Source organism: Dyella sp. AtDHG13 (assembly GCF_003201105.1).
In the GTDB taxonomy this organism is placed as follows: domain Bacteria; phylum Pseudomonadota; class Gammaproteobacteria; order Xanthomonadales; family Rhodanobacteraceae; genus Dyella; species Dyella jiangningensis_B.
Genome location: NZ_QICJ01000001.1, coordinates 616,837 through 639,622 on the forward strand (window position 1 = coordinate 616,837; position 22,786 = coordinate 639,622).

General features: G+C 66.1%; 17 protein-coding genes. 3 read left to right on the forward strand and 14 right to left on the reverse strand.

What is annotated here, in order from left to right; all coding sequences use genetic code 11:
• Positions 1 to 55: 55 nt before the first annotated feature.
• Positions 56 to 1,330 (reverse strand): alpha/beta hydrolase, encoded by a 1,275-nt coding sequence (locus BDW41_RS02670; RefSeq protein ID WP_074547022.1) that lies wholly within the window; start codon positions 1,328 to 1,330, stop codon positions 56 to 58.
• A gap of 69 nt (positions 1,331 to 1,399) precedes the next feature.
• Complete coding sequence (locus tag BDW41_RS02675) at positions 1,400 to 3,043, reverse strand: serine hydrolase (protein ID WP_199535252.1); 1,644 nt, start codon at positions 3,041 to 3,043, stop codon at positions 1,400 to 1,402.
• Between the two features lie 137 nt (positions 3,044 to 3,180).
• Here BDW41_RS02675 and BDW41_RS02680 point away from each other — a divergent pair, with 137 nt between their 5' ends.
• The gene (locus BDW41_RS02680) at positions 3,181 to 3,963 is read left to right on the forward strand and encodes a phosphatase PAP2 family protein (RefSeq protein ID WP_074547021.1); all 783 of its coding nucleotides are present in this window, start codon (positions 3,181 to 3,183) and stop codon (positions 3,961 to 3,963) included.
• 4 nt (positions 3,964 to 3,967) lie between these two features.
• On the opposite strand, the gene BDW41_RS02685 is transcribed toward BDW41_RS02680, so the two are convergent.
• From BDW41_RS02685 to BDW41_RS02740, 12 genes are all read right to left on the reverse strand, one after another.
• Entirely contained in the window at positions 3,968 to 4,492 is a 525-nt protein-coding gene (locus BDW41_RS02685; RefSeq protein WP_074547020.1) for an Ivy family c-type lysozyme inhibitor, read from the reverse strand.
• A gap of 78 nt (positions 4,493 to 4,570) precedes the next feature.
• The gene (locus tag BDW41_RS02690) at positions 4,571 to 6,838 is read right to left on the reverse strand and encodes a thiamine pyrophosphate-dependent enzyme (RefSeq protein ID WP_074547019.1); all 2,268 of its coding nucleotides are present in this window, start codon (positions 6,836 to 6,838) and stop codon (positions 4,571 to 4,573) included.
• A 244-nt stretch (positions 6,839 to 7,082) separates the two neighbouring features.
• Entirely contained in the window at positions 7,083 to 7,577 is a 495-nt protein-coding gene (locus BDW41_RS02695; protein ID WP_074547316.1) for a hypothetical protein, read from the reverse strand.
• Positions 7,574 to 8,113 (reverse strand): GNAT family N-acetyltransferase, encoded by a 540-nt coding sequence (locus BDW41_RS02700; RefSeq protein ID WP_074547018.1) that lies wholly within the window; start codon positions 8,111 to 8,113, stop codon positions 7,574 to 7,576. The genes BDW41_RS02695 and BDW41_RS02700 overlap by 4 nt, the downstream gene beginning before the upstream one ends.
• Before the next feature lie 198 nt (positions 8,114 to 8,311).
• Complete coding sequence (locus tag BDW41_RS02705) at positions 8,312 to 9,481, reverse strand: acyl-CoA dehydrogenase family protein (RefSeq protein ID WP_074547017.1); 1,170 nt, start codon at positions 9,479 to 9,481, stop codon at positions 8,312 to 8,314.
• Between the two features lie 156 nt (positions 9,482 to 9,637).
• Positions 9,638 to 11,230: a GMC family oxidoreductase N-terminal domain-containing protein gene (locus tag BDW41_RS02710; protein ID WP_074547016.1), complete on the reverse strand. Its 1,593-nt coding sequence runs from the start codon at positions 11,228 to 11,230 to the stop codon at positions 9,638 to 9,640.
• Positions 11,231 to 11,610: 380 nt separating this feature from the next.
• A complete protein-coding gene (locus BDW41_RS02715) occupies positions 11,611 to 13,224 on the reverse strand; it encodes a GMC family oxidoreductase N-terminal domain-containing protein (protein WP_074547015.1) in 1,614 nt (537 codons plus the stop codon).
• Positions 13,225 to 13,269: 45 nt separating this feature from the next.
• Entirely contained in the window at positions 13,270 to 14,487 is a 1,218-nt protein-coding gene (locus BDW41_RS02720) for a mandelate racemase/muconate lactonizing enzyme family protein (RefSeq protein ID WP_074547014.1), read from the reverse strand.
• Positions 14,484 to 15,788, reverse strand: a complete 1,305-nt coding sequence (locus BDW41_RS02725; RefSeq protein WP_074547013.1) for an MFS transporter — start codon at positions 15,786 to 15,788, stop codon at positions 14,484 to 14,486. Before BDW41_RS02725 ends, BDW41_RS02720 begins: the two co-directional genes overlap by 4 nt.
• Positions 15,789 to 15,793: 5 nt before the next feature.
• Positions 15,794 to 17,218 (reverse strand): aldehyde dehydrogenase, encoded by a 1,425-nt coding sequence (gene aldA / locus BDW41_RS02730; RefSeq protein ID WP_074547012.1) that lies wholly within the window; start codon positions 17,216 to 17,218, stop codon positions 15,794 to 15,796.
• 101 nt (positions 17,219 to 17,319) lie between these two features.
• Complete coding sequence (gene gcvA / locus BDW41_RS02735; protein ID WP_199535253.1) at positions 17,320 to 18,309, reverse strand: transcriptional regulator GcvA; 990 nt, start codon at positions 18,307 to 18,309, stop codon at positions 17,320 to 17,322.
• 383 nt (positions 18,310 to 18,692) lie between these two features.
• Positions 18,693 to 19,865 carry a hypothetical protein gene (locus BDW41_RS02740; RefSeq protein WP_074547011.1) on the reverse strand — a complete coding sequence of 391 codons (1,173 nt, stop codon included), beginning with the start codon at positions 19,863 to 19,865 and terminating at the stop codon, positions 18,693 to 18,695.
• 522 nt (positions 19,866 to 20,387) lie between these two features.
• Between BDW41_RS02740 and BDW41_RS02745 the strand changes: the two genes are divergently transcribed.
• Together BDW41_RS02745 and BDW41_RS02750 are read left to right on the forward strand one after the other, a co-directional pair.
• Positions 20,388 to 21,263 carry a DMT family transporter gene (locus BDW41_RS02745; RefSeq protein ID WP_074547010.1) on the forward strand — a complete coding sequence of 292 codons (876 nt, stop codon included), beginning with the start codon at positions 20,388 to 20,390 and terminating at the stop codon, positions 21,261 to 21,263.
• 342 nt (positions 21,264 to 21,605) lie between these two features.
• A complete protein-coding gene (locus BDW41_RS02750; protein WP_233496745.1) occupies positions 21,606 to 22,784 on the forward strand; it encodes an efflux RND transporter periplasmic adaptor subunit in 1,179 nt (392 codons plus the stop codon).
• Positions 22,785 to 22,786: the final 2 nt, after the last annotated feature.

Here is a 22,786-nt window from a genome sequence, read left to right on the forward strand (position 1 = left end):
GTAGGCGAACCTTCGTGCCAAGCGGAGCGAATGTCCATCCCTCCCGGCGCCTGCGTTACGGGATGCGCTGGCCCGTCCCGTACGGCGGCTTGTCGCTCTGGCGGATCCAGTCCGCGAGCAGGCGGAAATAGCCGTCCGTGATGCGCGTGACATGGCGGGTGCCATCCGCATCCTGGGTGAACTCGTACATGCCGTGGTCGGTATGCGGGTACACGTAAAGATCGATGGGCTTGCCTTCGCGCTTGAGCGCGGTCAGGCGTTCGCGGGTCAGCGCCTCGGGCGCGTCGCGGTCCTCGCCGGCCAGCACCCAGAGCTGGGGAATGTCCAGGGCGCGCAGCGCCGCGACGGCGTCGTAATGCCAGTCGATGTTGAGATTGTCGTAGCGCGGCGCGCCGGTGCGGCGCAGGTCTGCCTCGTCTTCCGCCAGCAGTTCGCCGGTGTATTCGCCCTCGATGCTGTGCAGCCAGGGCTCGTTGGCGAACTTGCGCTTCACTGCGGCAAGCTGCTCGAAGCCCGACGTGAAGTGCGAGGCCATCACGGCCCCGGTTGCATCGGTGACTTCGCGCACGCGGGCGATGGCAGCTGCGTCGTAGCCCTTCTCCTGCATCTCCACCACGGCCTGCTGCTGGTCTTCCTCCAGCGGCGTCATCGCCAGGCCAAAGCCCACCTCGACGAAATCGGCATGCGCAAGCGCCGCCGCGCGCGGCGCCACCCAGCCGCCCTGGCTGCCGCCGAAGAAACCCGTGCGCGACACGCGCCCACCAGCCAGCTTGCGCGCCTGCTCCATCGCGGCGGCGGCGTCCTCGGCCAGCAGTTCGAAGTGCTGCGTGTAGTCGCCTTCGGAGGCGCCGGTGCCGCGCTTGTCAAAGGCGAACACGGCCAGGCCCTGCGCGGCGAACATATACGGGTAGTAGCCACCGATGCCCGGCGTCTTCTCCGAACCATGCACGAAGACCACCAGCGGCGGCTTGCCGTTCGGCTGCGCGGGCTCGATCAGCACGCCGGCCAGTTCCGCGCCGTGGCTCTTGAAGCGCGTTGGCGTCTCGCGCAGGGCCCACTGCGGTTGCGCCGCGTAGCGGCCATCGTCCTGCCGCACGCTCACCACGCCCTGCGCGCAGCGCACGGGGCCGTCGGCGGCGTTGACGTCGCCGCGCCGGCCATCGAGAAAGGTGTAGCGCTCCGGCGCTTGCGCGCCGTTGCCGGTCGGGTTGGAGATCACCACGGGCGGCTTGCCGGTTTCGCCGTACACGCCGTAATGGCAGGCGGGCGACGCGGCCAGGCTCGCACCGGCAAACGACAGGCACAGCACGCCTGCGACAAGCTGCTTCATGGGATACCGCTCCTTGGTGGGGACGCCGCCACTATAGGCAGCGTCTCGCCGCGGCGCCCCTGCTGTTGGTCAGGGCTTGTCCTGCTTGACCGGCGCGAGGCGCAGGTCCTGGAAGTCGAAGCTGAAATCCGTCAGCGGCGACACCGGCTGCATGCGCACCTCGCGCACCTTGCCGTCGGCATCCAGCGCGTAGCTGACGAAGGCGTCAGCATTGAGCGCGCGATCGTCCCAGCGCACGATGAAGGTGTCGTGCTGCCACGGCGTCATGGTGCCCACCAGCTGCGCCGTCTTGGAGAACGCCATGCGCAGCTTGCCGCCCTGCTGGCTCACCACGATGTCGCCGTACCACGGATCGCGGAACGTACCGGCGTATCCCGACAGCGGCAACGACGGCTTGCCGTTCCTGTCGCGCGCCGCCTCATGCTTTTTCCAGCTGTCGTCGGCGTTGCCTTCGGACTTCTTCACCGCGGCGGCATACGCGCCCACCCAGTCGGTCTTGTCCTTGCCCAGATACGCATCGAGCACGCGATAAGTGACCGCGTTGAACGCCGCGCCGGATTCCTGGTTGGTCAGCACCACCACGCCGAGCTTGAGCTCCGGCACCAGGGTGACGCGCGACACCATGCCCGGCCAGCCGCCCGTGTGCCACACCAGGCGCTGGCCCTGGTAATCGGAGAGGAACCAGCCTTCGCCGTAGCCCGCGAAGTTGGGACGGGTGGCCTTGAGTTCCGGCACGGGCGGCTCGGAAATCTTCATCGGCGTGAGCATGGACCACATCTGCTTCTGGCTGCCCTCGGAGAACAACGGCTTGCCGTCGGGCAGCTTGCCGCCAGCGAGCTGCACGTTCATCCACTTGGCCATGTCGTGCACGCTGGCGTAGATGCCGCCGGCGCCGGAGTTGTTCGACCACGCCATGGGCGGCACCGGTTTCAGCTCGGTGAAGTTGAACTTGGCGTGACCCATGGCCACGTCCATGCCGGGCTTGAGCTGCGACATGTCGATCAGCGATTCGTCCATGCCGACCGGCTTGAAGATGCGCTGGGAAATGAAATCCGCGTAGCTCTGGCCCGACACCTGCTCGATCACCAGCGTCGCCACCGCGAACAGGATGTTGTCGTAGGCATAGGCACTGCGGAAGCTGGTGGCGAGCGGCACGTTGCGCAGGCGCTGCACCACGTCCTTGGTGGAATACGAGGTGGGCGGCCAGTACAGCAGGTCGCCCGCGCCCAGGCCCAGGCCGCTGCGATGCGCCAGCAGGTCGCGGATGCGCATTTCGCGCGTCACGTAAGGGTCGGACATCTGGAACCACGGCAGATGGTCGATCACGCGATCGTCCATGTTGAGCTTGCCTTCCTCGGCCAGCATCTGCAGCGCGGCAGCGGTGAAGGCCTTCGTGTTGGAGGCGATGGCGAAGCGCGTGCGTGCGTCCACCGCTTCGGGCTTGCCCAGTTCGCGCAGGCCATAGCCCTGCTCCAGCACCACCTGACCATCCTTGACGATGGCCACGGCGATGCCCGGCACGTCGAACTGCTTGCGCACGCTGTCCACGTAGGCGGAGAAATCCTGCAGCTGCGCCGGCAACGCGGGTTGCGCCTGACTCGCCACAACGACGGGCGTCGCGGCGGCTGGCGCAGTCTGTGCCCATACCGGCGCCGTCAGGAACAGCAGCGCGCAACAGCCCGCCACGCGCGGGGAAAGGGTTCGCAGAAACATTCGGCAACTCCGCAACGGCAAAAGTCCACACTATCGCGGCAAAGCCCCGGCTGATCCAGCACTGAAGGTCATGCCCCAGCCGTCTCGACGCGATGCGCCGCAGCACGGATCATGCAGCCTTGCATACAGGAGCTGGCATGAACGATCTGGCCGAATGGATCGCCACCCACGCGCTGCCCGTGTGGGCGGCCCTGCTGATGGCGACGCTCGTCGTGGGCGACGTGGCGTGGCAATGGAATCGCCGGCACGGCAGGAAGACCGCGGCGGCCGGCGGGCAACCCGTGGCGGTGCGCGGCGTCACGGCGGCGCTGCTCCTGCTATCGATGGGCCTGTTGTTCGCCGCGATTGCCGTAGCGCTGAACGAGGAAGCCACGCGCTGGCTGCCGGCGTTCGACCAGTCGCTGGCCAAGGATCTGCACGCCAGCATGCAACCCGGTGTGCTGCGGCTGGTGGCGGCGGTATCCCATGCCGGCGACCTCGGTTCGGTCGCGGCGGCGAGCGTGCTGGTGCTCGCCGTGCTCCTGCTGCGCCGGCACGTGCGGCTGGCCACGTGCTGGGCCGTCGCCATGGCCGGCATCGTGCCCATCAACAGCGGCCTGAAGGCGATGTTCCAGCGCCCTCGCCCGCTGGACGGCTACATGGTCGAACACGGCTGGAGCTTTCCCAGCGGACACGCCTTCGGCGCCATCGTGTTCTACGGCATGCTGGCCTATGTGCTGCTGCAGCGGCTGCCGCATCGATGGCATCGCTGGGTCATTGCCGCCGCCGTCGCGATGATCGGCGTGATCGGCCTCAGCCGCATCGTGCTGCAGGTGCACTATTTCAGCGACGTCATGGCCGGCTATGCGAGCGGCATGGCGTGGCTCGCGGTGTGCCTCGGCATGGCGGAATGGTGGCGGCTGCGCGCCCCGCGCCGCTGAGCGGTCAGTTCGGCGAGTAGAGCATGTGATGCAGCAACTGCTTCGATCGCTGGTCCGGCGAGCCTAGCCAGAGCAGGTCATCGTTGGCCGGATCGTTGCTGTCCGCATCGTTCGCTGCGCTGGGCTTGCGCCGCGCGAACAGGCCGGACATGGCGTGCGTACTCTCGTCGTAGAGGATCAGTATGCGTTCCGAGGGACAGTCGTGCGGCTTGCACGCCGCGGCGAGCAGCAGCGTGTGGCCGTCCAGCACGACCTGCTGCGCGGGCGTCGCCACGCCGCCCTGCTTCGCCCATGCGGGCAACTGGTCGGCGCCGGACAAGGCCGCGAACGCCGTGGAAAAATCCGGGCGCTGCATCAGGTCGTAGAGATAGGTCAGGCCACTGGGAGTGCTGGAGGTGGTCGCCAGCGCGGGAGCGGCGGTGGAAGGTGCGGATGGCGCGCCCGAGGTCGGCGCGTTGCCTTCGTGCTGCTGCGAACACGCGGTGCAGGCAAGCAGCAGGCCCAGGACGACGATGGAACGATGACGCATGAAAACCTCCGATGGTGACGGTGCGCATCGCCGGGGCCGGGAGGCGACGCCGCCTGGGCAGCGCCGCCTTGCCGCCGGTCAGGCCAGCTTGCGGGCCGCGGCCACCACGTCGGCATCGCCCGGCAACACCAGCAGGGCGGCGCCGGCCAGCGGCGTGTAGGTGTCGGCACCCACCACGCGTTCCAGCGGCGTGGCGCCACAGCCGCCTTCCACGATGGCAGTGATGACGCCCTCGCCCACGCCGGCGCTGCGGCGGCCTTCGTCCAGCACGATGATGCGCTTGGCGGACTTTGCCTGCGCCGCGATGAAGTTATCGTTCAGAGGCGCGAGCCAGCGCAGGTCGACCACGCGCACCTTCCAGCCGAGCTCCGCTTCGATGATCTTCGCCGCGCGCAGCGACATCGGCACGCCGTTGCCAAAGGTGAGCACCACCAGGTCGTTCGCGTCTTGGTTATAGACGCGGCCTTCGCCCAGCGGCATGGCCTCGCCCGGCGCGGGATAGGCGAACTGCCACTGGCCGTCGCCGGCTTCGTACAGGTCCTTGGTCATGTACAGCGCGATGGGCTCGAGATACGCGCAGACGCGGCCGTCCACCTTGGCCAGCGCCGTCATCGTGCGCAGCATGGTCGCCGCGTCGTCGCCACGGCTGGGGCACCCCACCACCAGGCCCGGAATGTCGCGTAGCGCCGCGATGGAGTTGTCGTTATGGAAGTGCCCGCCGAAACCCTTCTGGTAACCCAGGCTGGCCACGCGCATCACGATGGGGTTGCGGTACTGGTCGTTGGAGAAGAACTGCAGCGACGCCGCCTCGCCGCGGATCTGGTCGCAGGCGTTGTGGAAGTACGCCAGGTACTGGATCTCCGGCAGCGGCAGCATGCCCATGTTGGCGTAACCCTGCGCCAGGCCCAGGATGATGGTTTCATCCAGCAGCGTGTTGAACACGCGGCTGCCCTTGAAGGTTTTCTGCAAGCCCTTGGTGACGGTGTACACACCGCCCTTCTGCGCCACGTCCTCGCCGAACAGCAGCGATTCGGGATACTTCGCCATGATGTCGTGCAGCGCCTGGCCGATCTGGATGGCCAGATGGCGCGGCGGCTGGTTCTCCGGCAGCTTGTCCTCGCTACCGAAGGCCGCGAGGCGGCGATCCTGGTAATCCGTGCGCTCGGCTTCGGCCTTCACCGCCGCCGGCGTATACGGCGCCAGCGGCTTCATTACCTGCTCCAGCGTGGTCAGGCGCGGGCGCCGATCCGCCTCTTCGGCGGCCTCGAAGCAGCGCTTGCGCGTGGCTTCGTACAGCGCCAGCAACGATTCCTTGGTGTACAAGCCCGAGGACAGAGCGATGTCCGCCGAACGCAGCAGCGGATCGGTGGACTCGACGGCGAACAGTTCTTCCACGCTGCGCCATTCGATCTCGAAATCGGTGCCGGCGTGGCCCATCACGCGCGTGGTGCGCAGATGCAGAAAGGTCGGGCGGCGCGTGCTGCGGCAGTGCTCCACCGCCTCCTGCACCTGGGCGTAGCCTTCCGCCAGATCCAGGCCGTCCGCGTAGAAATAATCGAGGTCGGCGCGATGGCGGAAGTTGTTCGCCACCCAGCCGTTCGGCGTCTTCACCGAAATGCCGATGCCGTTGTCCTCGCACACGTAGAGCACGGGTGCGGGCAGCTTCTGGTAGGCCGTCCATGCGGCCGCGTTGAACGCCGTCTGCGCGGTGGCGTGGTTGGACGAGGCATCGCCGAACGAGCAGATGGCGATGCTGTCTTCGGGAATCGGCAGCTTGTGGCCGATGCGGCGCGCCTGCTCGATGGCCACGGCCGTGCCCAGCGCCTTGGGCAGATGCGAGGCGATGGTGGACGTCTGCGGCAACACCCACAGCGGCTTGCTGCCCCACACCTTGTGGCGGCCACCGGAGGCCGGATCTTCCATGCTGGCGGCGAACGACAGCGCCGAATCCATCACCGGATCCATGCCCGGCAGCTTGCGGAAACGCTCGGCCATGAAGCCGCCGGAACGGTAATGCAGGAAGGCGGGATCGGTATGGCGCGTGAGGCGCGCCACCATCGCATTGCCTTCGTGCCCGCTGGAGCCGATGGTGTAGAACACCTTGTTCTGCACGCGCAGCACGCGCGCCATCAGGTCCAGGTGGCGGCTGATCAGCTGCGATTCGAGCAGCTCGCGGAAACCTTGCGCGTTCAACGCGCTGCCCGGCAGCACCGGCGCATGGTCGCCGCGCGGCGGCAGCACCTCGCCCTGCCAGAGCTGCACGAACTCGGTGAAGTTCTGATCGACGATCTCGGCGCGATTGAAACCCTTGTGGCGTGCCGTGAGGGAATACGGGATGGCGGTCATGGTGTCTCGTCAACGAACGGCCGCAAGGCGGCAATCAGGGGATTATTGGGTTGGGGGTGGCGCACGCGCCAGTATGGTGTGCGTGATGATTCAGGCGGGCGGCGATCTGCTCCCTCTCCCCTCCGGGGAGAGGGTCGGGGTGAGGGGTCAATCTTGCGAACGCGCTGGATCGAAGCGTGCGAAGCGTACTTCGTAGCAAACTCATCGCGAGCCCCCGCCCTTTATCCCCTTTTCGGGACTCACCTCAATCCTCTCCCCGCAGGGGAGAGGAGGCCAAAGCGCGCAGCACTGAAGCGCGACGCACATCTTTCTCCCGCCCAAAGCTCTCAAGAATACGTATCTGATCCTCGACCGAAGGCACCGGCACGGCGAGCCCGTTCAGGCCCGCGAGCGTCAGCCGCCCCGCCCTCACCGGCTTCCAGCCATCGCCCTGGTTGAGCTCCAGCCCGCCCATCACTTCGACAGGCAGGCCAGGAAAGCGGAAGCGCGCGAAGTGTGAGCGGAAACGTTCGGCGCCGGCTGGCTCGTAGACATGCTCGCGACGGTCGCTCCACAGCGCCATCAGGCGCTCGGCATCCTCGCGCGAGGTGAGCAGGTCCACGTCCGCCACGCCCACGTCGGCACCGGCCAGCAAGGCCGCCGCGCTGCCGATCACGCACCAGGGTTCGAGGCAATGCACGTGCAGCTCGGGCACGATCTCGGCGAGCGTCGCGTACAGCGCGGGCGTCACGTGGCTCATGCGCGCCGCTTCCATTCGTCGCGCGTCTGTCCCCAGATCTCGATGGGCACGTCCTGGAAAGGTTCCGGCAAACGGCCAGGGCCGCGCAGGCGCGAGCCCAGCTTGACGGCCAGCGCCTGCGAGGGTGCATTGGCGGGATCGATGCTGTGGATCACCTCGTCCCAGCCGAGGTGATCGAACGCGAAGTCCATGCATGCCTCGGCGCCTTCCCTCGCATAACCCTTGCCCCACGCGTGACGCGCGAGCCCCCAGCCGACTTCGCGGCCCGGCCAGCCTTCGGGAAACCACGGGCCCATGCGGCCGATCCACCGCCCGCTGCTTTTCTCGATCACCGAGAACATGCCGAAGCCCTGGATGGCCCACGAGCCAACCATGGTGAGGAAACCGCGCCACGCCACGGCACGCGGCTGCAGGCCGCCGATGAAGCGCGCGGATTCGGCATCGGCCATGTTGGCGGCCCAGCCGTCGAAATCCTCGGCCTGCGGTGGGCGAAGCACGAGGCGTTCGGTTTCGATGCGGATGTCTTGCCAGTTCATGGAATGAATCCAAACCTCATCGACCGGCCTCCTTCACCGTCATCCCCGCGAAAGCGGGGATCCAGTGACTTTCACGCCAAGGCATAGGCGCTGGATGACCAGCCCTTCGGCTGTTGAAAATCGCCTCCCGCCCTTTTGCGGGGTTCGCAGGAATGACGGTGAGGAACTACCTGCCCCACTGAAATCGTGGAGACATGCTCAAAACGCGTTGATCCCCGTCAACTCACGCCCCACCACCAGCTGGTGCACCGTCTCGGTGCCTTCATAGGTGATCACCGATTCCAGGTTCAGCGCGTGGCGGATGGCGACGTGCTCGGTGGTAATGCCAGCACCGCCGAGGATGTCGCGGCACTCGCGCGCGATGTCGATGGCCATGCGGCAGTTGTTCCACTTGGCCAGCGACACCTGGGTCGGCTGCATGGTGCCGGCATCCTTCAGGCGGCCGAGCTGCAGCGAGAGCAGCTGCGCCATGGTGATGCGGCGGGCCATCTCGGCCATCTTGATCTGGATGGCCTGGTTGGAGGCCAGCGGGCGGCCGAACAGGATGCGCTCCTGCGTGTAGTTGAGCACTTCCTGCAGGCAGGCCTGCGCGGCGCCGATCGGGCCCCAGGTGATGCCGTAGCGCGCCTGCGTGAGGCAGCCCAGCGGACCCTTGAGGCCCTTCACGTTCGGCAGGCGATTGGCTTCCGGCACGCGCACGTTGTCGAAGAACAGCGCGGAAGTGATCGACGCACGCAGGCTCATCTTCTTGTGCACTTCCTGCGCGGTGAAGCCCTTGCTGTCGGTGGGCACGATGAAGCCCTGGATGCCGTCCTCGGTCTGCGCCCACACGATGGCGATGTTCGCGACATTGCCGTTGGTGATCCACATCTTGGCGCCGTTGATGACCCAGTCGCCGCCGTCCTTCTTCGCGTGGGTCTTCATGTTGGCCGGGTCGGAACCGCCGTGCGGCTCGGTAAGGCCAAAGCAGCCGATGATCTCGCCCGCCGCCATCTTGGGCAGGTAGTGCATCTTCTGCTCTTCCGTGCCGTAGGCGTAGATGGGGTACATGCACAGCGAGCTCTGCACCGAGGCGAAGCTGCGCAGGCCCGAATCGCCACGTTCCAGCTCCTGGCAGATCAGGCCGTAGCTGACGCCGTTCATGCCGGCGCAGCCGTATTTCTCGGGAAGGGTGGCACCCAGCAGGCCCAGGCTGGCGATCTCCGGAATCAGTTCCTTGGGAAAGCGGCCCTGGTCGAAGCAATCCCCGATGATCGGCAGCACGCGCTCGTCGACGAAGCGGCCGACGGAGTCCTGCACCATGCGCTCTTCGTCGGTCAGCAGGGAACGAACGTCGTAGAGATCCAACGGGTTCAAACGGGAAGCCATAGAAATTCCGGAGACGGGCTAGGGAGTCAGCCATTCTAGCCATGACCTCCACCTCCGGTCACGTCGCTGGGCAACATGCGCAAACCAGCGCCGGACAAGGGATTTTTCGGCGATTTCCGCTGAAACCGCCCCCGCGGGCGCGCCGCGCCGCCGCGCTCAGGCGGCTTCGCGCAGGATCAGCGAGGCGCCCTTCTCCGCCACCACCATCGCGGCGGCATTGATGGTGCCCGAGGTGATGTTCGGGAACACCGAGGCGTCAACCACGCGCAAGCCACGCAGCCCATGCACGCGCAGGAAACGGTCCACCACGGAACGGGAAGGATCGGCCCCCATGGCGCACGATCCGCACAGGTGGTGCACCGAATCGCTGGTTTCGCGGAAGTACGCGAGCATGGCGTCATCGTCCTGCACCTGCGTGCCGGGCCGGGTTTCGCTGGCGGTGATGGCGCGCATCGCGCGGGTCTGCATGATGCGCCGGATCACGCGGCCGCCCTCGATGGCCTCCCTGATGTCCTTTTCCGTGCTCAGGTAGTTCGGATCGATGCGGGGCGCGTCGTCGGCGTGGCGGGAAACCACGTGCACCGAGCCGCGGCTGCTTGGACGGCATGCGTTGAAGGTGAGCCGGAAAGCCGGTTGCGAACGCGACGCGACGCCGGCCTTGCCATCCCCATGCCGCGGCAGTGGATTGAAGTAGACCTGCAGGTTCGGCGTAGCCTCGGCCGCATCGCTGCGAAAGAATCCGCCCGCCTGGATGATGTCCATCGGGCGCGCGTCGCTTCGGCGCAGCATGCCGCACATACGATCCCTCAAGCGAGCCCACGCGCGATGCCCGTCGACGGACTGCGCCGCGTAGTCGTAGCTCGCGCACAGATGATCCTGCAGGCCTTCGCCCACCGCGGGCAGATGATGCGTGGTGGTCACGCCCAGTTCGCGCAGGCGCGACAGATCGCCGATGCCGGACAGCTCCAGGATCTGCGGCGAGCCCACCGCGCCCGCAGCCAGGATGACTTCGCGTCTGGCGTGGAAGTCCACCAGGGTGCCATGTTGCCGGACCCGTACGCCGGTCACTCTTTTCTCCGCGTCGAAAAGCAGGTGCTGCACGGTGGTATCGATTTCCGCGTGCACGTTGTCGCGCTTCATCGCCGCGCGGAGCACGACACCACTGTGGCTGCGCTCGCCGTGCGAGGTGTTCAGATCGTAGATGCCGGCGCCCTCGAGACCGGCGCCGTTGAAATCATCGTTCCGCGGATAGCCCAGCTCGGCGCAGCCGGCGAGGAAGCTGTCGCAGGAAGGCGCGGCCCTGCCCTGCATGGGACTGACGCGGATGGGGCCGTCGCCGCCGTGATACACGGTATTGCCCAGCGGGTGCGTTTCCAGCTTGCGGAAATAAGGCAGCAGGTCCAGCCACGACCAGCCCACATTGCCTTGCGCGGCCCAGTCGTCGAAATCGCGGGGCTGGCCGCGCAGGTAGATCATCGTGTTGATGGCGCCAGAACCACCCAGCCCCTTGCCACGCGGCGCATCCAGCGTGCGCCCGCCCAGCCCGGACTGCGGCGAGGAGCGGAACATCCAGTTGTACGCCGGGTTGCGAGGCAAGCCGCCGGCGTCGCCCGGCCGCCTGATCGCGGCGGAACGGTTCCTGCCCCCGGCCTCCAGCACCAGCACGGTGTGACGCCGCGATTCGCTCAGGCGATCGGCAAGAATGCTACCGGCAGAGCCGGCGCCAACGATGATGTAGTCGTAGGTCATGGGGAACGCGGGACTGGTTGTTCAACGGAGCAGAAAGGGGGGGGACTCCCCTGATCGAAGCCCAAGGGGACCCTGTCTGTTGATACGTGCTGCGTGGGGAGCAGCGGTGTCGCGCTTGCCAACGCTCCCCGCGGCATGGCGTGGCGCAAGGCCCAGCAAAGCTACGGAAGATGAACGTCTAGGCAAAATCGTACAGGCGGCTACACGGCCCATTGCATAGGAACATTCTGAAACCATCCCCACAGGCGCCCGGCCCGCCGGAGCCTTGCGGCAAGCCGTCGAAAGCCCCGGTTTTTTGCTGGGCGAGAAACGAAGAAGGCGCGTCACGAATGACGCGCCTCCGCGATCCCATGGGATGGATGCCTGTGCGAGAGCGCGCCTCAATCGCGCTCGCTCAGGATCTGCGAGGACGCCTTCTCTGCCACCATCATCGTCGCGGCATTGATATTGCCCGAAGTGATGTTGGGGAACACCGACGCATCGACCACCCGCAAGCCGCGCACACCGTGCACCTTCAGATGCTTGTCCACCACGGCGCGTTCCGCGTCCGGCCCCATCGCGCACGAACCGCACAGGTGATAGATGGACCCGCAGTTCTCGCGGAAGTACGCGAGCATCTCCTCGTCACTCTGCACCTGCGGCCCCGGCAAGGTCTCCTTGACCGTCACCGAACGCAGCGCCTCGGTCTGCATGATGCGACGGATCAGGCGGCTGCCCTGGATGACCTCGTCGATATCCTTGTCGGTGCTGAGATAGTTGGGATCGATGCGCGGCGCGTCTTCCACGCGGTTGGAAACGATGCGCACCGAACCGCGGCTGGTGGGACGGCACGGGTTGAAACAGAGCAGGAATCCCGGATACGGCTCCGGCACGATGGACGCCTTGCTGCTTTTGGGAATCTGGTACGACAACGGATTGAAATAGAGTTGCAGGTTCGGCGCGGTCGCCGCCGCATGGCCACGAAAGAACCCGCCCGACTGGTTCACGCTCATCGACAGCGGGCCCGTGCGCGCCAGCATGTATTGCAGGCCCGCCTTCGCCTGGCCGAACCATGAGCGCAGCTCGTCATTGAGCGTGGGCACGTTCGCCATGTAGTAGTAGCTGGCGCACAGATGGTCCTGCAGATGCTCGCCCACGGCCGGCAGATGATGCACCGGCGTGATGCCCAGCCCGCTCAGCCGCGCCGAATCGCCAATGCCCGACAGCTGCAGTAGCTGCGGCGAGCCCACCGCACCCGCGCTGAGGATGACTTCGCGATTGGCGCGGAAATCCAGCACCCTGTCGCCTTGCCTCACGCGCACGCCCGTGACGTTGCGTTCCGCACCGAACAGCAGTCGCTCCGCGACGGCATCCACCTCGACGCGAAGATTGTCCCGCTTCATCGCGGGATGCAGGCAAGCCACCGCACTGGAACAACGCTCGCCACGATAGGTGTTGAGGTCGTAGATGCCCGCGCCTTCGAAGTCACGCCCGTTGAAGTCGTTGCTGCGCGGATAGCCGAGTTCCTCGCAACCGGCGAGGAAGGCATCGCAGATCGGGTGCGTTTTCCCGCGCATGGAGCTGATATGGATCGGGCCGCTGTCGCCGTGGTACGGCGTGTCGCCCAGCGGATGGGTCTCCAGCTGCCGGAAGTAGCGCAGCACGTCCCGCCACGCCCAGCCGTCGTTGCCCTGGGCCGCCCAGTCGTCGAAATCGTGCGCCTGTCCGCGCACGTAGATCATCGCGTTGATGGAGCCGGAGCCGCCCAGCACCTTGCCGCGCGGCGCGTACAGCTTGCGCCCGCCGAGCTGCGCCTGTGGCTCGGAGTAGAACATCCAGTTGTATTCGGGGTTGTAGTACAGCTTGACGAAGCCGCCCGGCATGGTGATCCACGGCGAGCGGTCCTTGCCGCCCGCTTCCAGCAGAAGCACCGAGTAGCGGCCCGATTCGCTCAGGCGATCGGCAAGCAGGCAGCCGGCGGAGCCGGCGCCGACGATGATGTAGTCGTAGGTCATGAAGAACGCACGCGAGAGTTGTTCGATGAAGACGGCGGGAGTGCATCAACCCCGTGCGGGGGCGCTGTCCCTGACGTCGACGGGGTCGGCGGCCATCTGCAGATGCAGGCGCTCGCCCGTGTAGGGGGAATGGCGACGCACGACATCCATGTTCAGCTCCACGCCCAGGCCCGGCTCGGACGACGGAATCACGTAACCGTCTTCCCACTGCAAGGGCTTCTTCAGGATGTCCGCATGAAAGCCGACCCAGGTGCCGATGCTTTCCTGGATAAGGAAATTGGGCGAGCACGCGGCCAGCTGGAAACTGGCGGCGGCGCCAACCGGGCCGTTGTACAGATGCGGCGCGATCTGGGCGTAGAACGCCTCGGCCATGCTCGCGATCTTCTTGCCTTCCAGCAGGCCACCGCAGCGCCCCACGTTCATCTGCAGGATGGAAGCACCACCCGCCTGCAACAGCTTGAAGAACTCGTACTTGGTGGTCAGGCGCTCGCCCGCGGCGATGGGAATGGACGTGGCGCGCGCCACCTGCGCCATGGCGTCTTCCTGACCCGGCGGCACCGCTTCCTCGAACCACAGCGGATCGTATTTCTCCAGACGCCTGGCCAGGCGTATCGCCGACGACGGCACCATCTGCCCGTGCGTGCCGAACAGGAGATCACAATGATCGCCCACGGCGTCGCGGATCTTCCTGCAGAAGGTTTCGCAGCGGCTCAACACGTCCAGCGACAACTGATGCCCGGAGAACGCCGAATAAGGGCCGGCGGGATCGAACTTCACCGCGGTAAAACCCTGCTCCATCGCGCGCACGGCGTATTCGGCGGCGAGATCGGGATCGCCGTAGTCGTACTCGCCGCGGCTGTTGACCGGATACAGGTACGTGTACGAGCGCAGGCGTTCGTGCACCTTGCCGCCCAGCAACTCGTAGACGGGCTTGTTCGCCGCCTTGCCGATGATGTCCCAGCAGGCCATTTCCAGGCCGCTGACGATGCCCATCATGGTGAGGTCCGGGCGCTGCGTGAAACCGCTGGAATACGCGCGGCGGAAGAAGCGCTCGACGTGGTGCGGATCCTGGTCGAGCAGATAGCGCTCGAACACGTCCTCGATGGCCGGCACCATGGCCCTGGGATGGAAGGTGGCCGAGTAGATCTCGCCGACGCCTTCGATACCGTCATCGGTCTTGAGCACCACGAACAGCCAGTACATGCCGCCGAGGTGCGGCGGCGGCACGGCGACGACGTGCGTCTGCAGGGAGACGATCTTCATACGCGGTTCCTTCTGTCGATGCGCTTCTTCAGCGTCAGCGCCGCCAGGACGCCGAACGAGCCGACGGTGAGCACGTAGCCGAAATAGATCTGGTAGCCCAACATGCCGGGGAAGGTCTGGGTGAGCCATCCATTGATGAGCGGCAGCAGCACGTCAGGCGAGTAACCGACCACCGAGATGATGCCGATGGCCAGGCCCGTGATGCGGGCGGGAATGTGGCACTGGTCGAGAATGGCCCAGTACAGCCCGCGGATGGCGTACGTCACCAGGCCGATCAGCACTGCCAACATGGCGACCTGCAGCGTGACGTGCAGCGCGGGCAGGAAGATCAACCCAAGCATGCCCAGCGCCGCCAGCGCCATCGCCCAGGTCAGCACGCGCAGATTGCCGAAGCGATCGCCCAGCCAGCCGCCACCGATGCCGCCGATGGGACGCATCCACAGCTTGATCGTGGTGATCACGCCGGCCATGGTGGCGGACAGGCCAAGCTCGCCTTCGGTGAGGTAGGCGGAGAAGCTGTAGGTCGCCCAGAAGAAGTGATAGCCGCAGAACACGATGGCCGTGACCAGCCACAGTTCCGGCATGCGCGCGAGCTGCATCAGGTCGCGGCGCAGGTTGCCGGGCGGTGCTTCATCCACCGCTGGCGCGCCATCGTTCTGCGGACGCTGCGGATCGCGCAGCACCGCCATGATCGCGCCCAGCACCAGGCAGGTGATGGCATAGAGCCGGATCACCCACTGGAACGCCTGCGCCTGGTGGTCCGCGCCAAATTCGCCGGTGAGGCGGGCGAACATCCAGATGGCGACCGTCGCGAGCAAGGCCTCCACCAGGCCGCGTCCGCCATCGAGCACGCCGAAGAAGCGGCCCTGCTCGTTCTCTCCCGCCAGCCAGCCCACGCGCTTGAGCAGTGCCGCCCAGAAAGTCAGCCCCGTGGTGACGCCGAAACCCGAGAAGATCAGCAGCAACACCGGAAAGCCGGGAAGCGTGGCGTACCACAGCGCCAGCAAGCCGGTGCCGAGCAGCGAGAGGGTGATCAGCAGTCGCGGCGCGACGCGATCAGCCAGCCAGCCGCTGGGCAGGTAGCTCACCATGAAGGCGACGCCGAGGATCGAGTACAGGTATCCCAGGTGCGTGTCGTCCAGGCCCAGCGCAGCCATCATGCTGCCCTGGTACACCTGTCGCAGATACAGCACGGGATAGATGGCGCCGGCCGCCATGACCAGCAGCGCCAGCTGCATGTACCGGTGAAGATGGCCAGTGGAACCGTTGCGGGTTGCCTTCGCGTTTGCGTGCATGTCCATGGCGATCAGTGCTTCATCACCACGAGACGGGTCTGCGTGAACTCCAGCATGCCGTGCTTGCCGTCGTCCCCGCCCAGACCCGAGCGCTTCCAGCCGGCGTGGAACCCCTGGTACGGATCGGCCGGCGTGCGGTTGACGTACAGCTCGCCCGCTTCGATGCGGTTGGCCACGCGCAAAGCCGAGCGGTAGTTCTCGGTGTAGATCACGGAAGACAGGCCGAACTGATGGTCGTTGGCCATGCGCAGCGCATCGTCCAGCGTGTCGTAGCGCAGCACGGGAAGCACGGGGCCGAAGATTTCCTCGCGCACGATCTCCATGTCCTGCCGGCAACCGCTGAGCAGCGTGACCGGATAGAAGTTGCCCGGCCCTTCCGGCATGAAGCCGCCCAGTTCGAGCGTGGCGCCATCGTTCACCGCACGAAGCACCTTGGCGTGGATCGCCGCACGCGCCGACGCGCTGACCAGCGGCCCCATGCATTGGGCGTCCCGCGCGCGATCTCCGCAACGGACGGCGGCAAGCTTCGCCTTCAGCAGCGCCAGGAAGCGATCATGCACGCGGTCCTGCACGTAGACACGCTCGATGGCGGTGCAGAGCTGTCCCGCATGCGTCGTCTTGGAGGCTGCGATGGCCGTGGCGGCCTGTTCCAGGTCGGCATCGGCCTCGATGATGGCCGGCGTCTTGCCGCCTAGTTCCAGCGAGGGCTTGGCGATATTCGCCTTGCAATATTCCAGCACCGCCCTGCCCGCGCCTACGCTGCCGGTCAGCGTGATCATCGCGACTTCCGGTTGCGTGCACAGCTGTTCCGCCAGATCGTGCTGCATGGAGAGCACGTTGACGATGCCGGCCGGCAGGCCGGCGTCCTGCACGGCGCGCGCGATCTCGTAGGCGCACAGCGGCGTGTGGTTGCTGGGACGCACGACGACCGCGTTGCCCGCGATCAATGCCGGAGCGATCTTGCGCAGCAGCGTGTACACCGGATAGTTGAACGGGATAAGGCAGACCACCACGCCCATCGGCTCGCGCTGCAGCAGGATGGTTTCGTCCACGCTGTCGCTGGGAATGACTTCGCCTTCGATGCGTCGCGCCCATTCCGCGTGATAGCGCGTGATCTGCGCGCCGTAAATCGCTTCCGCAACGGCGTCGGCCACGCTCTTGCCCGATTCCAGCGCCAGCACCCGGCCGATGTCCGGCGCGCGGCGATCGATGGCATCGGCAAGACGCCTCAGGCCTTCGCCGCGTTCGATGGATGGAAGGCGTGCCCAGTGTCGCTGCGCGCGGGCCGCGGCCTGCACCGCCTGCTGCACCTGCGTAGCGCCCGCGGTATCGACGCGACCGATGCATTCGCCCGTGGCGGGATTGATCACGTCGATGCCGTCCGCCGACTCCGCGGCGACGAATTGCCCATCGATGAAGTTCTGTTCGCTGCGCATGCGGCTCCTGGCTCTCCGTCATCGACCGCGGAACGCCTGCGGCCAGATTCGAGATTGATTCAGAGCAACAAGACGTCACAAACGATTAATTCGTCCGCCCATCATTCAAAAAAGGAATGGCACTCGCCCCACACGGCGAAGCCGCCGAGATCCCGCGCGACCTGGGCCACCTCGTGGCGCTCGTGCTGCGCGGAAGGAGGCAAACGCAGCTCGGCCTGCAGCCAGGCACGAAACTGCTCCACCACCGGACTGCCCTGGTGCTCCTGCCGCGTGACGAACCAATACGACTGATGGCCCTCCACCTGCGCATCGAGAAACTGCACCAGACGCCCGTCGGCCAGCTCATTGGCCACCATATGCCGGTCGGCGATGGTGATGCCCAGGCCGTCGATGGCGGCGCGTATGGCCATGTCCAGCAGGTCGAATTCGTAGCCGCGGTCGATGTCGACCTTGCCGATGCCGGCCGCGTCGATCCAATGCGTCCAGGTCATGTAGCGCCTGTCGGGACCGGCCAGCACATGCAGCAGCGGAAGCTCGTGCAGTTGCACTGGCGCGGACGGCCGCCCGCGCAGCAGCGACGGCGCGCACACGGCGATGTGCTGCTCGTGCATGAGCAGCGAACTGTCCACGTCGCCCCATTCGCCGTTGCCGAAGCGGATCGCGCAATCGAGCTGACCCGATTCGTTCAAGGTGTCGCGCAGCGCACTGGTAAGCGAAACCTCCAGGTGTGGATGCATCTTCTTGAACCGGCTCATTCGCGGCAGCAGCCAGCGCAGGGCGAACGTCGGCGGCGCATTCACGCGCAGGCGGTTGAGGTGCTGTTTCTGGCGGATGCTGCGCACCGCCAGCTCGATGCGATCGAACGACTGTTGCAGCGCGGTCAGCAGCGACCGCCCCGCGTCCGTCATGTGCAGCTGGTGATGACTGCGAATCAGCAAGGGCTCGCCGAGTTGGTCCTCCAGCTGCCGGACCTGACGGCTGACGGCGCTCTGCGTCACGTTGAGAACGTCAGCCGCGCGCGTGAAATTGCCGAGCGTGGCCGCGACCTCGAACACCTTCAACGCGTTGAGCGTTGGCATTTTGCGCTTCATGCATGCCTTCCTGGGCGCTCGCTGCCGTGGCAGGACTCACGCGGTGAAAGGCAGGGTCGGGCGGCGGCGAAGGGATTGGACGGCGTGATGCTATCGGCGCGATGTCTTTGGCCCTATCGGACAAGTCGCAAATAGGCATTGAAATCGCCGGTGCGTCCCCGGCTCGTCATTCCGGCGCAGGCCGGAGGGGCTTTTCAACAGCCGAAGGGCTGGTCATCCAGTGGCCTCATGGCGCGGTTTTCGCGCAAGAGCCAACGCCTTGACGTCACGCGACAACCGATCACTTTCGCCACTGGATTCCGGCCTGCGCCGGAATGACGGCGAGGGAGTACAAGCGCTCCCGCAAGATTTTTAATCGACGCTTCGAAGTAATAAACGGGCGCCTAGAAGTAATACCCAATGTTCATATAGAACTGCCCCATCCAATGGTCGGTGCCGCCCGCCGCGAGGCTCTGCGTGTAGCTGCTGCCGCCGAAATAGGGGTCGTTGCGGCCGTTGAGCCATTCCACCGCGATCCACAGCTTCTTCAGCGAGAACGAGGTGCCCAGGATGAAGCGCTGGGTATCGTGGAATGAGCGTTCCGATTTCTGGTAGTAGTTGTAGGTGGCGTAGGTCTTCACGCCGGTGACCCAGCCGCCCAGATAGCTGCCGGAGTAGGCATAGCCAAGGCTGCCGACGTAGAGATTGCCACGGCTGGCGACGTTGAAGGTGCCGTCGTAGCCGCCGTAGCTCACCATGCGATCATCGCCGGGATTCCTTGGCGACATCTGCACGCGCGTGTACTGCAGCTTCGCATTCCACGGGCCGTTGGCGGCCGCGTAATGCAGCCCATAGGCCACGCGATGGCCGTTGTTTCCCGTGTCCTTGTTGTAGAGCTGGGAAGCCAGCGCCGATGCGCCGACCTCACCCTTCCAGTCGCCCAGCGTCACGTTGCGCGCCAGTCGCGCCATGAGCATGTTGCGCTCCACGTTGCAGCTGCCGTTCTCGACGTAACTGTCGGCGGGCGTCACCACGATGGAATACGTGGTGCCATTGCTGCTGCCGTGACCGGGCGGCGCGGGCCGGGCGTAATAGCCTCCCTGGAAGTTCCAGGTGTCGCCGGCCTGCACGTACTTGGCGCCGACTTCCCACAGGTCTTCCAGGCCAAGCACGTTGCCCAGCGTTTCGTAGAAGGTATCGCTGTAAAGCGGCTGCAGGCCGAAGGGCACCTTGTTGAGGCCGAGCTGCACCTGCTGCTCGTGGTTGAACTTGTAGCCGATCCACGCGTATTCGACGAACTGCAGGTTGCCGAACTGCTTCATGTACTGGAACGGATAGTGATTGCCGTAGTAGCGGTAACGCGCTGCGCCTTCCCAGCTGTCCGAATCGTAGGTGGCGCTCAGCATGAGCGTGTCGAAGCCGAACTCGTGGATGTCGCGGCTGCCATCGTCGTCGGCGCGCACGCGGATGGCGCCGCCCAGGTCCAGGTGATCGGTCACCTGGACAGCGCAAGCGCTCCCCTGGTAGCCCAGCAGGGCGAACAGAACCAGCGCGGCTAAGCGGCGGGCACGATGCATGGCGAACTTCCTTGCCTGGAAACCGGAGCGGTCGGCCAGTCACGGACAAGGCCAACGAGGGCCTCTGAAACTATTCATCGCCGTTCATGCGCACAAACGAGAAAAAGTCGGGCAAACCCTGACTTTTGGTGCCTGCGGACCAGAGTCTTCCTTAGTGATAACTAGGGATGCTCTGACCTATCCAGCGCGGGTGGCATGATGTCCCCAACGCCCGCAGGGTGTGGGGCGGGACGCAGCCCAGGCTGGTTGCCTGGGCAAGTCGCGCACCGCGGCCTGCGGGCGTTGGGGACATCACCCGCAGGGCCGGCTCTGTTTGTCCGCCGCTGCGCGCCGCGCTGTCTCGACAGGCCACCAGCCTGCCTTCGCCAGCGCAACACGCAGCAACGGACAAACAGAACCGGTGACACCCACGTTGAATAGATCAGAGCATCCCTAGGTAGCGCCTGCGGACTATGGGACTATAGGGCCTGTCTTCCCCCGCCCGGCCGGCAGCGCCCGGAGGGGCCACCTGCCGGGATCCGCATGTTCAAAGGTGTTCTGCTCGGCTTCGCCTGCTACGCGGCCTACGCGATCAGCGATGCCTTCGTGAAGTCGCTGCACGGCACGCTGCCCGCCTACGAGGCGGTGTTCTTCGGCGCGGTGCTGATGCTGAGCGCCCTGCCCTTCATCCGCAACGCCGGGGACCGCTACGTGGACGTGTTCCGCGCGCGCAAGCCGCACCTGTGGTGGATCCGCGCCATCACCGGGGCCATCTGCAATATTTCCGCCGTGATCGCGTTCACTGCCTTGCCCATGGCGGAGGCGTTCGCGCTGATCTTCCTGCTGCCGATCTTCGTGACGCTGTTGTCGGTGATCTTCCTGAAGGAACACGTGGGCTGGCGGCGCTGGTCGGCGGTAATCGTGGGTTTCATCGGCGTGCTGGTGGTGCTGCGGCCGGGTTTCCGCGCGCTGGGCATCGGCCATCTCGCCGCCATGACCTGCGGGCTGTCCGGTGCGGTCTCGGTGGTGGCGCTGCGCATGGCCGGGCCGCACGAGAAGCGCATCAGCCTCTACGGCGCGGGCGTCATCGGCCCGCTGGCCAGCGGTGGTTTGCTGATGCTGCCGCACTTCGTATGGCCCGACCTGCACCAGTGGTGGCTGCTGGCTGGCTACGGCCTGCTGGCCGGCCTGGCCGGCGTGCTGCTGATGCTCGCCACGCATCACGCGCCCGCCAACCGCATCGCGCCCACGCAATACAGCCAGATGCTGTGGGCCATCTTCTTCGGCTACTGGCTGTTCGGCGATCGGCTGGACTGGCCCATGCTGGTCGGCATCGCGCTCATTCTCGGCTCCGGCCTGTTCACCCTGGTGCGCGAAGAAAAAGTCACCGGCTGGTGGAAGCGCACGCGCATGGTGTGATGGCAGTAGCGCGCCGCCTTCACATGAACATTTTTTAATGAAACGCAGCTGACCGGGCGAGCCACGTCGCAGGACATCACTTGTCCGTGACAGCGCTTGTGCCATGAGTTTTCCCGCCATCCGGCCCCGGCGGACAAGGCGTGCCCGCCTTCCGCCAGGGTCAACCTCAAGGACAACGGATCGTTAGAGATCCGTCGACAACTTCCCGACGGCGCACGTTCGCACACCGATGGCAGCGACGGCGATTCGATCCTGTTTGTCTTGTGAACTTGAGTGGCTGGGAGATGGTGCATGAGTGCCGATACTGAGCGAACGTCCGGGCACCCTCGCAGGAAGCGTGGCTTGCTGATCGCCGCCGTGATCGTCGTGCTCCTGGTGGTGTTGATGGTGGTCCACATCCTCACCGGGCAGAAGGCCAAGACCGGCCAGCCACCGCAGGTGGTGAGCGCCGCCACCGCCACGCTGGGCGACATGCCCGAAGTGCTCACGGCGCTGGGCACGGTGACGCCGGTGGCCACGGTGAACGTGCTGCCGCAACTGAGCGGCTACCTCACCGCCGTGGGCTACCAGGAAGGCCAGGACGTCGCGAAGGGCCAGTTCCTCGCGCAGATCGATCCGCGCCAGTACGAGATCAACAAGCAGCAGGCCGAAGCGCAGCTGGCGAAGGACCAGGCCACGCTGGACCAGGCGCGCGCCGACCTTGCGCGCTACACGCAGCTGCACGAGCAGAAATCCATCGCCGAACAGACCTACACCGACCAGAAGTTCACGGTCGCCCAGGCGGAAGCGGCGGTGAAGGCGGACAAGGCCGCCATCGCGCAGGACGAACTGGATCTCGTCTACTGCCACATCACCGCGCCGGTGGCGGGCCGCGTGGGCCTGCGGCTGGTCGATCCCGGCAACTACGTCACGCAGTCGACGTCGCCCGGCATCGTCACCATCACGCAGATGAAGCCCACGACGGTGCAGTTCACCGTGCCGCAGAATTCGCTGGGCCAGGTACTGCAACGCGTGAACTCGGGCGCCAAGCTGCCGGTGACGGCGTACTCCAGCGACAACAGCAAGCAGATCGCCACCGGCACGCTCTACGCGCTGAGCAACCAGATGGCGACGAGCACCGGCACGGTGACGCTGCGCGCCACCTTCCCCAACGATGACGAGTCGCTGTTCCCCAACGAATTCGTCAACGTGCGCATGCTGGTGGATACCTTGCGCAAGGCGGTGCTGGTGCCCGCGCCCGCCGTGCAGAGCGGTGCGCCCGGCGACTACGTCTACCTGGTGAATGCGGACCAGACCGTGTCGGTGCACAAGGTGACGCCCGGCCCCAGCGACGGCAAGTTCACCGCCATCCTGTCCGGCCTCGATGCCGGCCAGCAGGTGGTGACCGACGGCATGGACCGCTTGAGCGACGGCGCCAGGATCCGCATCGCCGGAGCCGCTCCTGCCAGCGCCAGCAGCACGGGCTCGCCCGCCGCGCATGGCGGCAAGCACGCGCACGGCGCGGCCGCCACGTCTCCGTGAAC

What these genes read in the sequence shown, in the direction of transcription:
- BDW41_RS02705 (WP_074547017.1), bottom strand. Translation starts at nt 9,481, where the DNA reads ATGGCTTCCCGTTTGAACCCGTTGGATCTCTACGACGTTCGTTCCCTG.
- BDW41_RS02675 (WP_199535252.1), bottom strand. Translation starts at nt 3,043, where the DNA reads ATGTTTCTGCGAACCCTTTCCCCGCGCGTGGCGGGCTGTTGCGCGCTG.
- BDW41_RS02690 (WP_074547019.1), bottom strand. Translation starts at nt 6,838, where the DNA reads ATGACCGCCATCCCGTATTCCCTCACGGCACGCCACAAGGGTTTCAAT.
- BDW41_RS02670 (WP_074547022.1), bottom strand. Translation starts at nt 1,330, where the DNA reads ATGAAGCAGCTTGTCGCAGGCGTGCTGTGCCTGTCGTTTGCCGGTGCG.
- gcvA (WP_199535253.1), bottom strand. Translation starts at nt 18,309, where the DNA reads ATGAAGCGCAAAATGCCAACGCTCAACGCGTTGAAGGTGTTCGAGGTC.
- BDW41_RS02720 (WP_074547014.1), bottom strand. Translation starts at nt 14,487, where the DNA reads ATGAAGATCGTCTCCCTGCAGACGCACGTCGTCGCCGTGCCGCCGCCG.
- aldA (WP_074547012.1), bottom strand. Translation starts at nt 17,218, where the DNA reads ATGCGCAGCGAACAGAACTTCATCGATGGGCAATTCGTCGCCGCGGAG.
- BDW41_RS02685 (WP_074547020.1), bottom strand. Translation starts at nt 4,492, where the DNA reads ATGCGTCATCGTTCCATCGTCGTCCTGGGCCTGCTGCTTGCCTGCACC.
- BDW41_RS02695 (WP_074547316.1), bottom strand. Translation starts at nt 7,577, where the DNA reads ATGAGCCACGTGACGCCCGCGCTGTACGCGACGCTCGCCGAGATCGTG.
- BDW41_RS02725 (WP_074547013.1), bottom strand. Translation starts at nt 15,788, where the DNA reads ATGGACATGCACGCAAACGCGAAGGCAACCCGCAACGGTTCCACTGGC.
- BDW41_RS02745 (WP_074547010.1), top strand. Translation starts at nt 20,388, where the DNA reads ATGTTCAAAGGTGTTCTGCTCGGCTTCGCCTGCTACGCGGCCTACGCG.
- BDW41_RS02715 (WP_074547015.1), bottom strand. Translation starts at nt 13,224, where the DNA reads ATGACCTACGACTACATCATCGTCGGCGCCGGCTCCGCCGGCTGCCTG.
- BDW41_RS02680 (WP_074547021.1), top strand. Translation starts at nt 3,181, where the DNA reads ATGAACGATCTGGCCGAATGGATCGCCACCCACGCGCTGCCCGTGTGG.
- BDW41_RS02700 (WP_074547018.1), bottom strand. Translation starts at nt 8,113, where the DNA reads ATGAACTGGCAAGACATCCGCATCGAAACCGAACGCCTCGTGCTTCGC.
- BDW41_RS02710 (WP_074547016.1), bottom strand. Translation starts at nt 11,230, where the DNA reads ATGACCTACGACTACATCATCGTTGGCGCCGGCTCTGCCGGTAGCATT.
- BDW41_RS02740 (WP_074547011.1), bottom strand. Translation starts at nt 19,865, where the DNA reads ATGCATCGTGCCCGCCGCTTAGCCGCGCTGGTTCTGTTCGCCCTGCTG.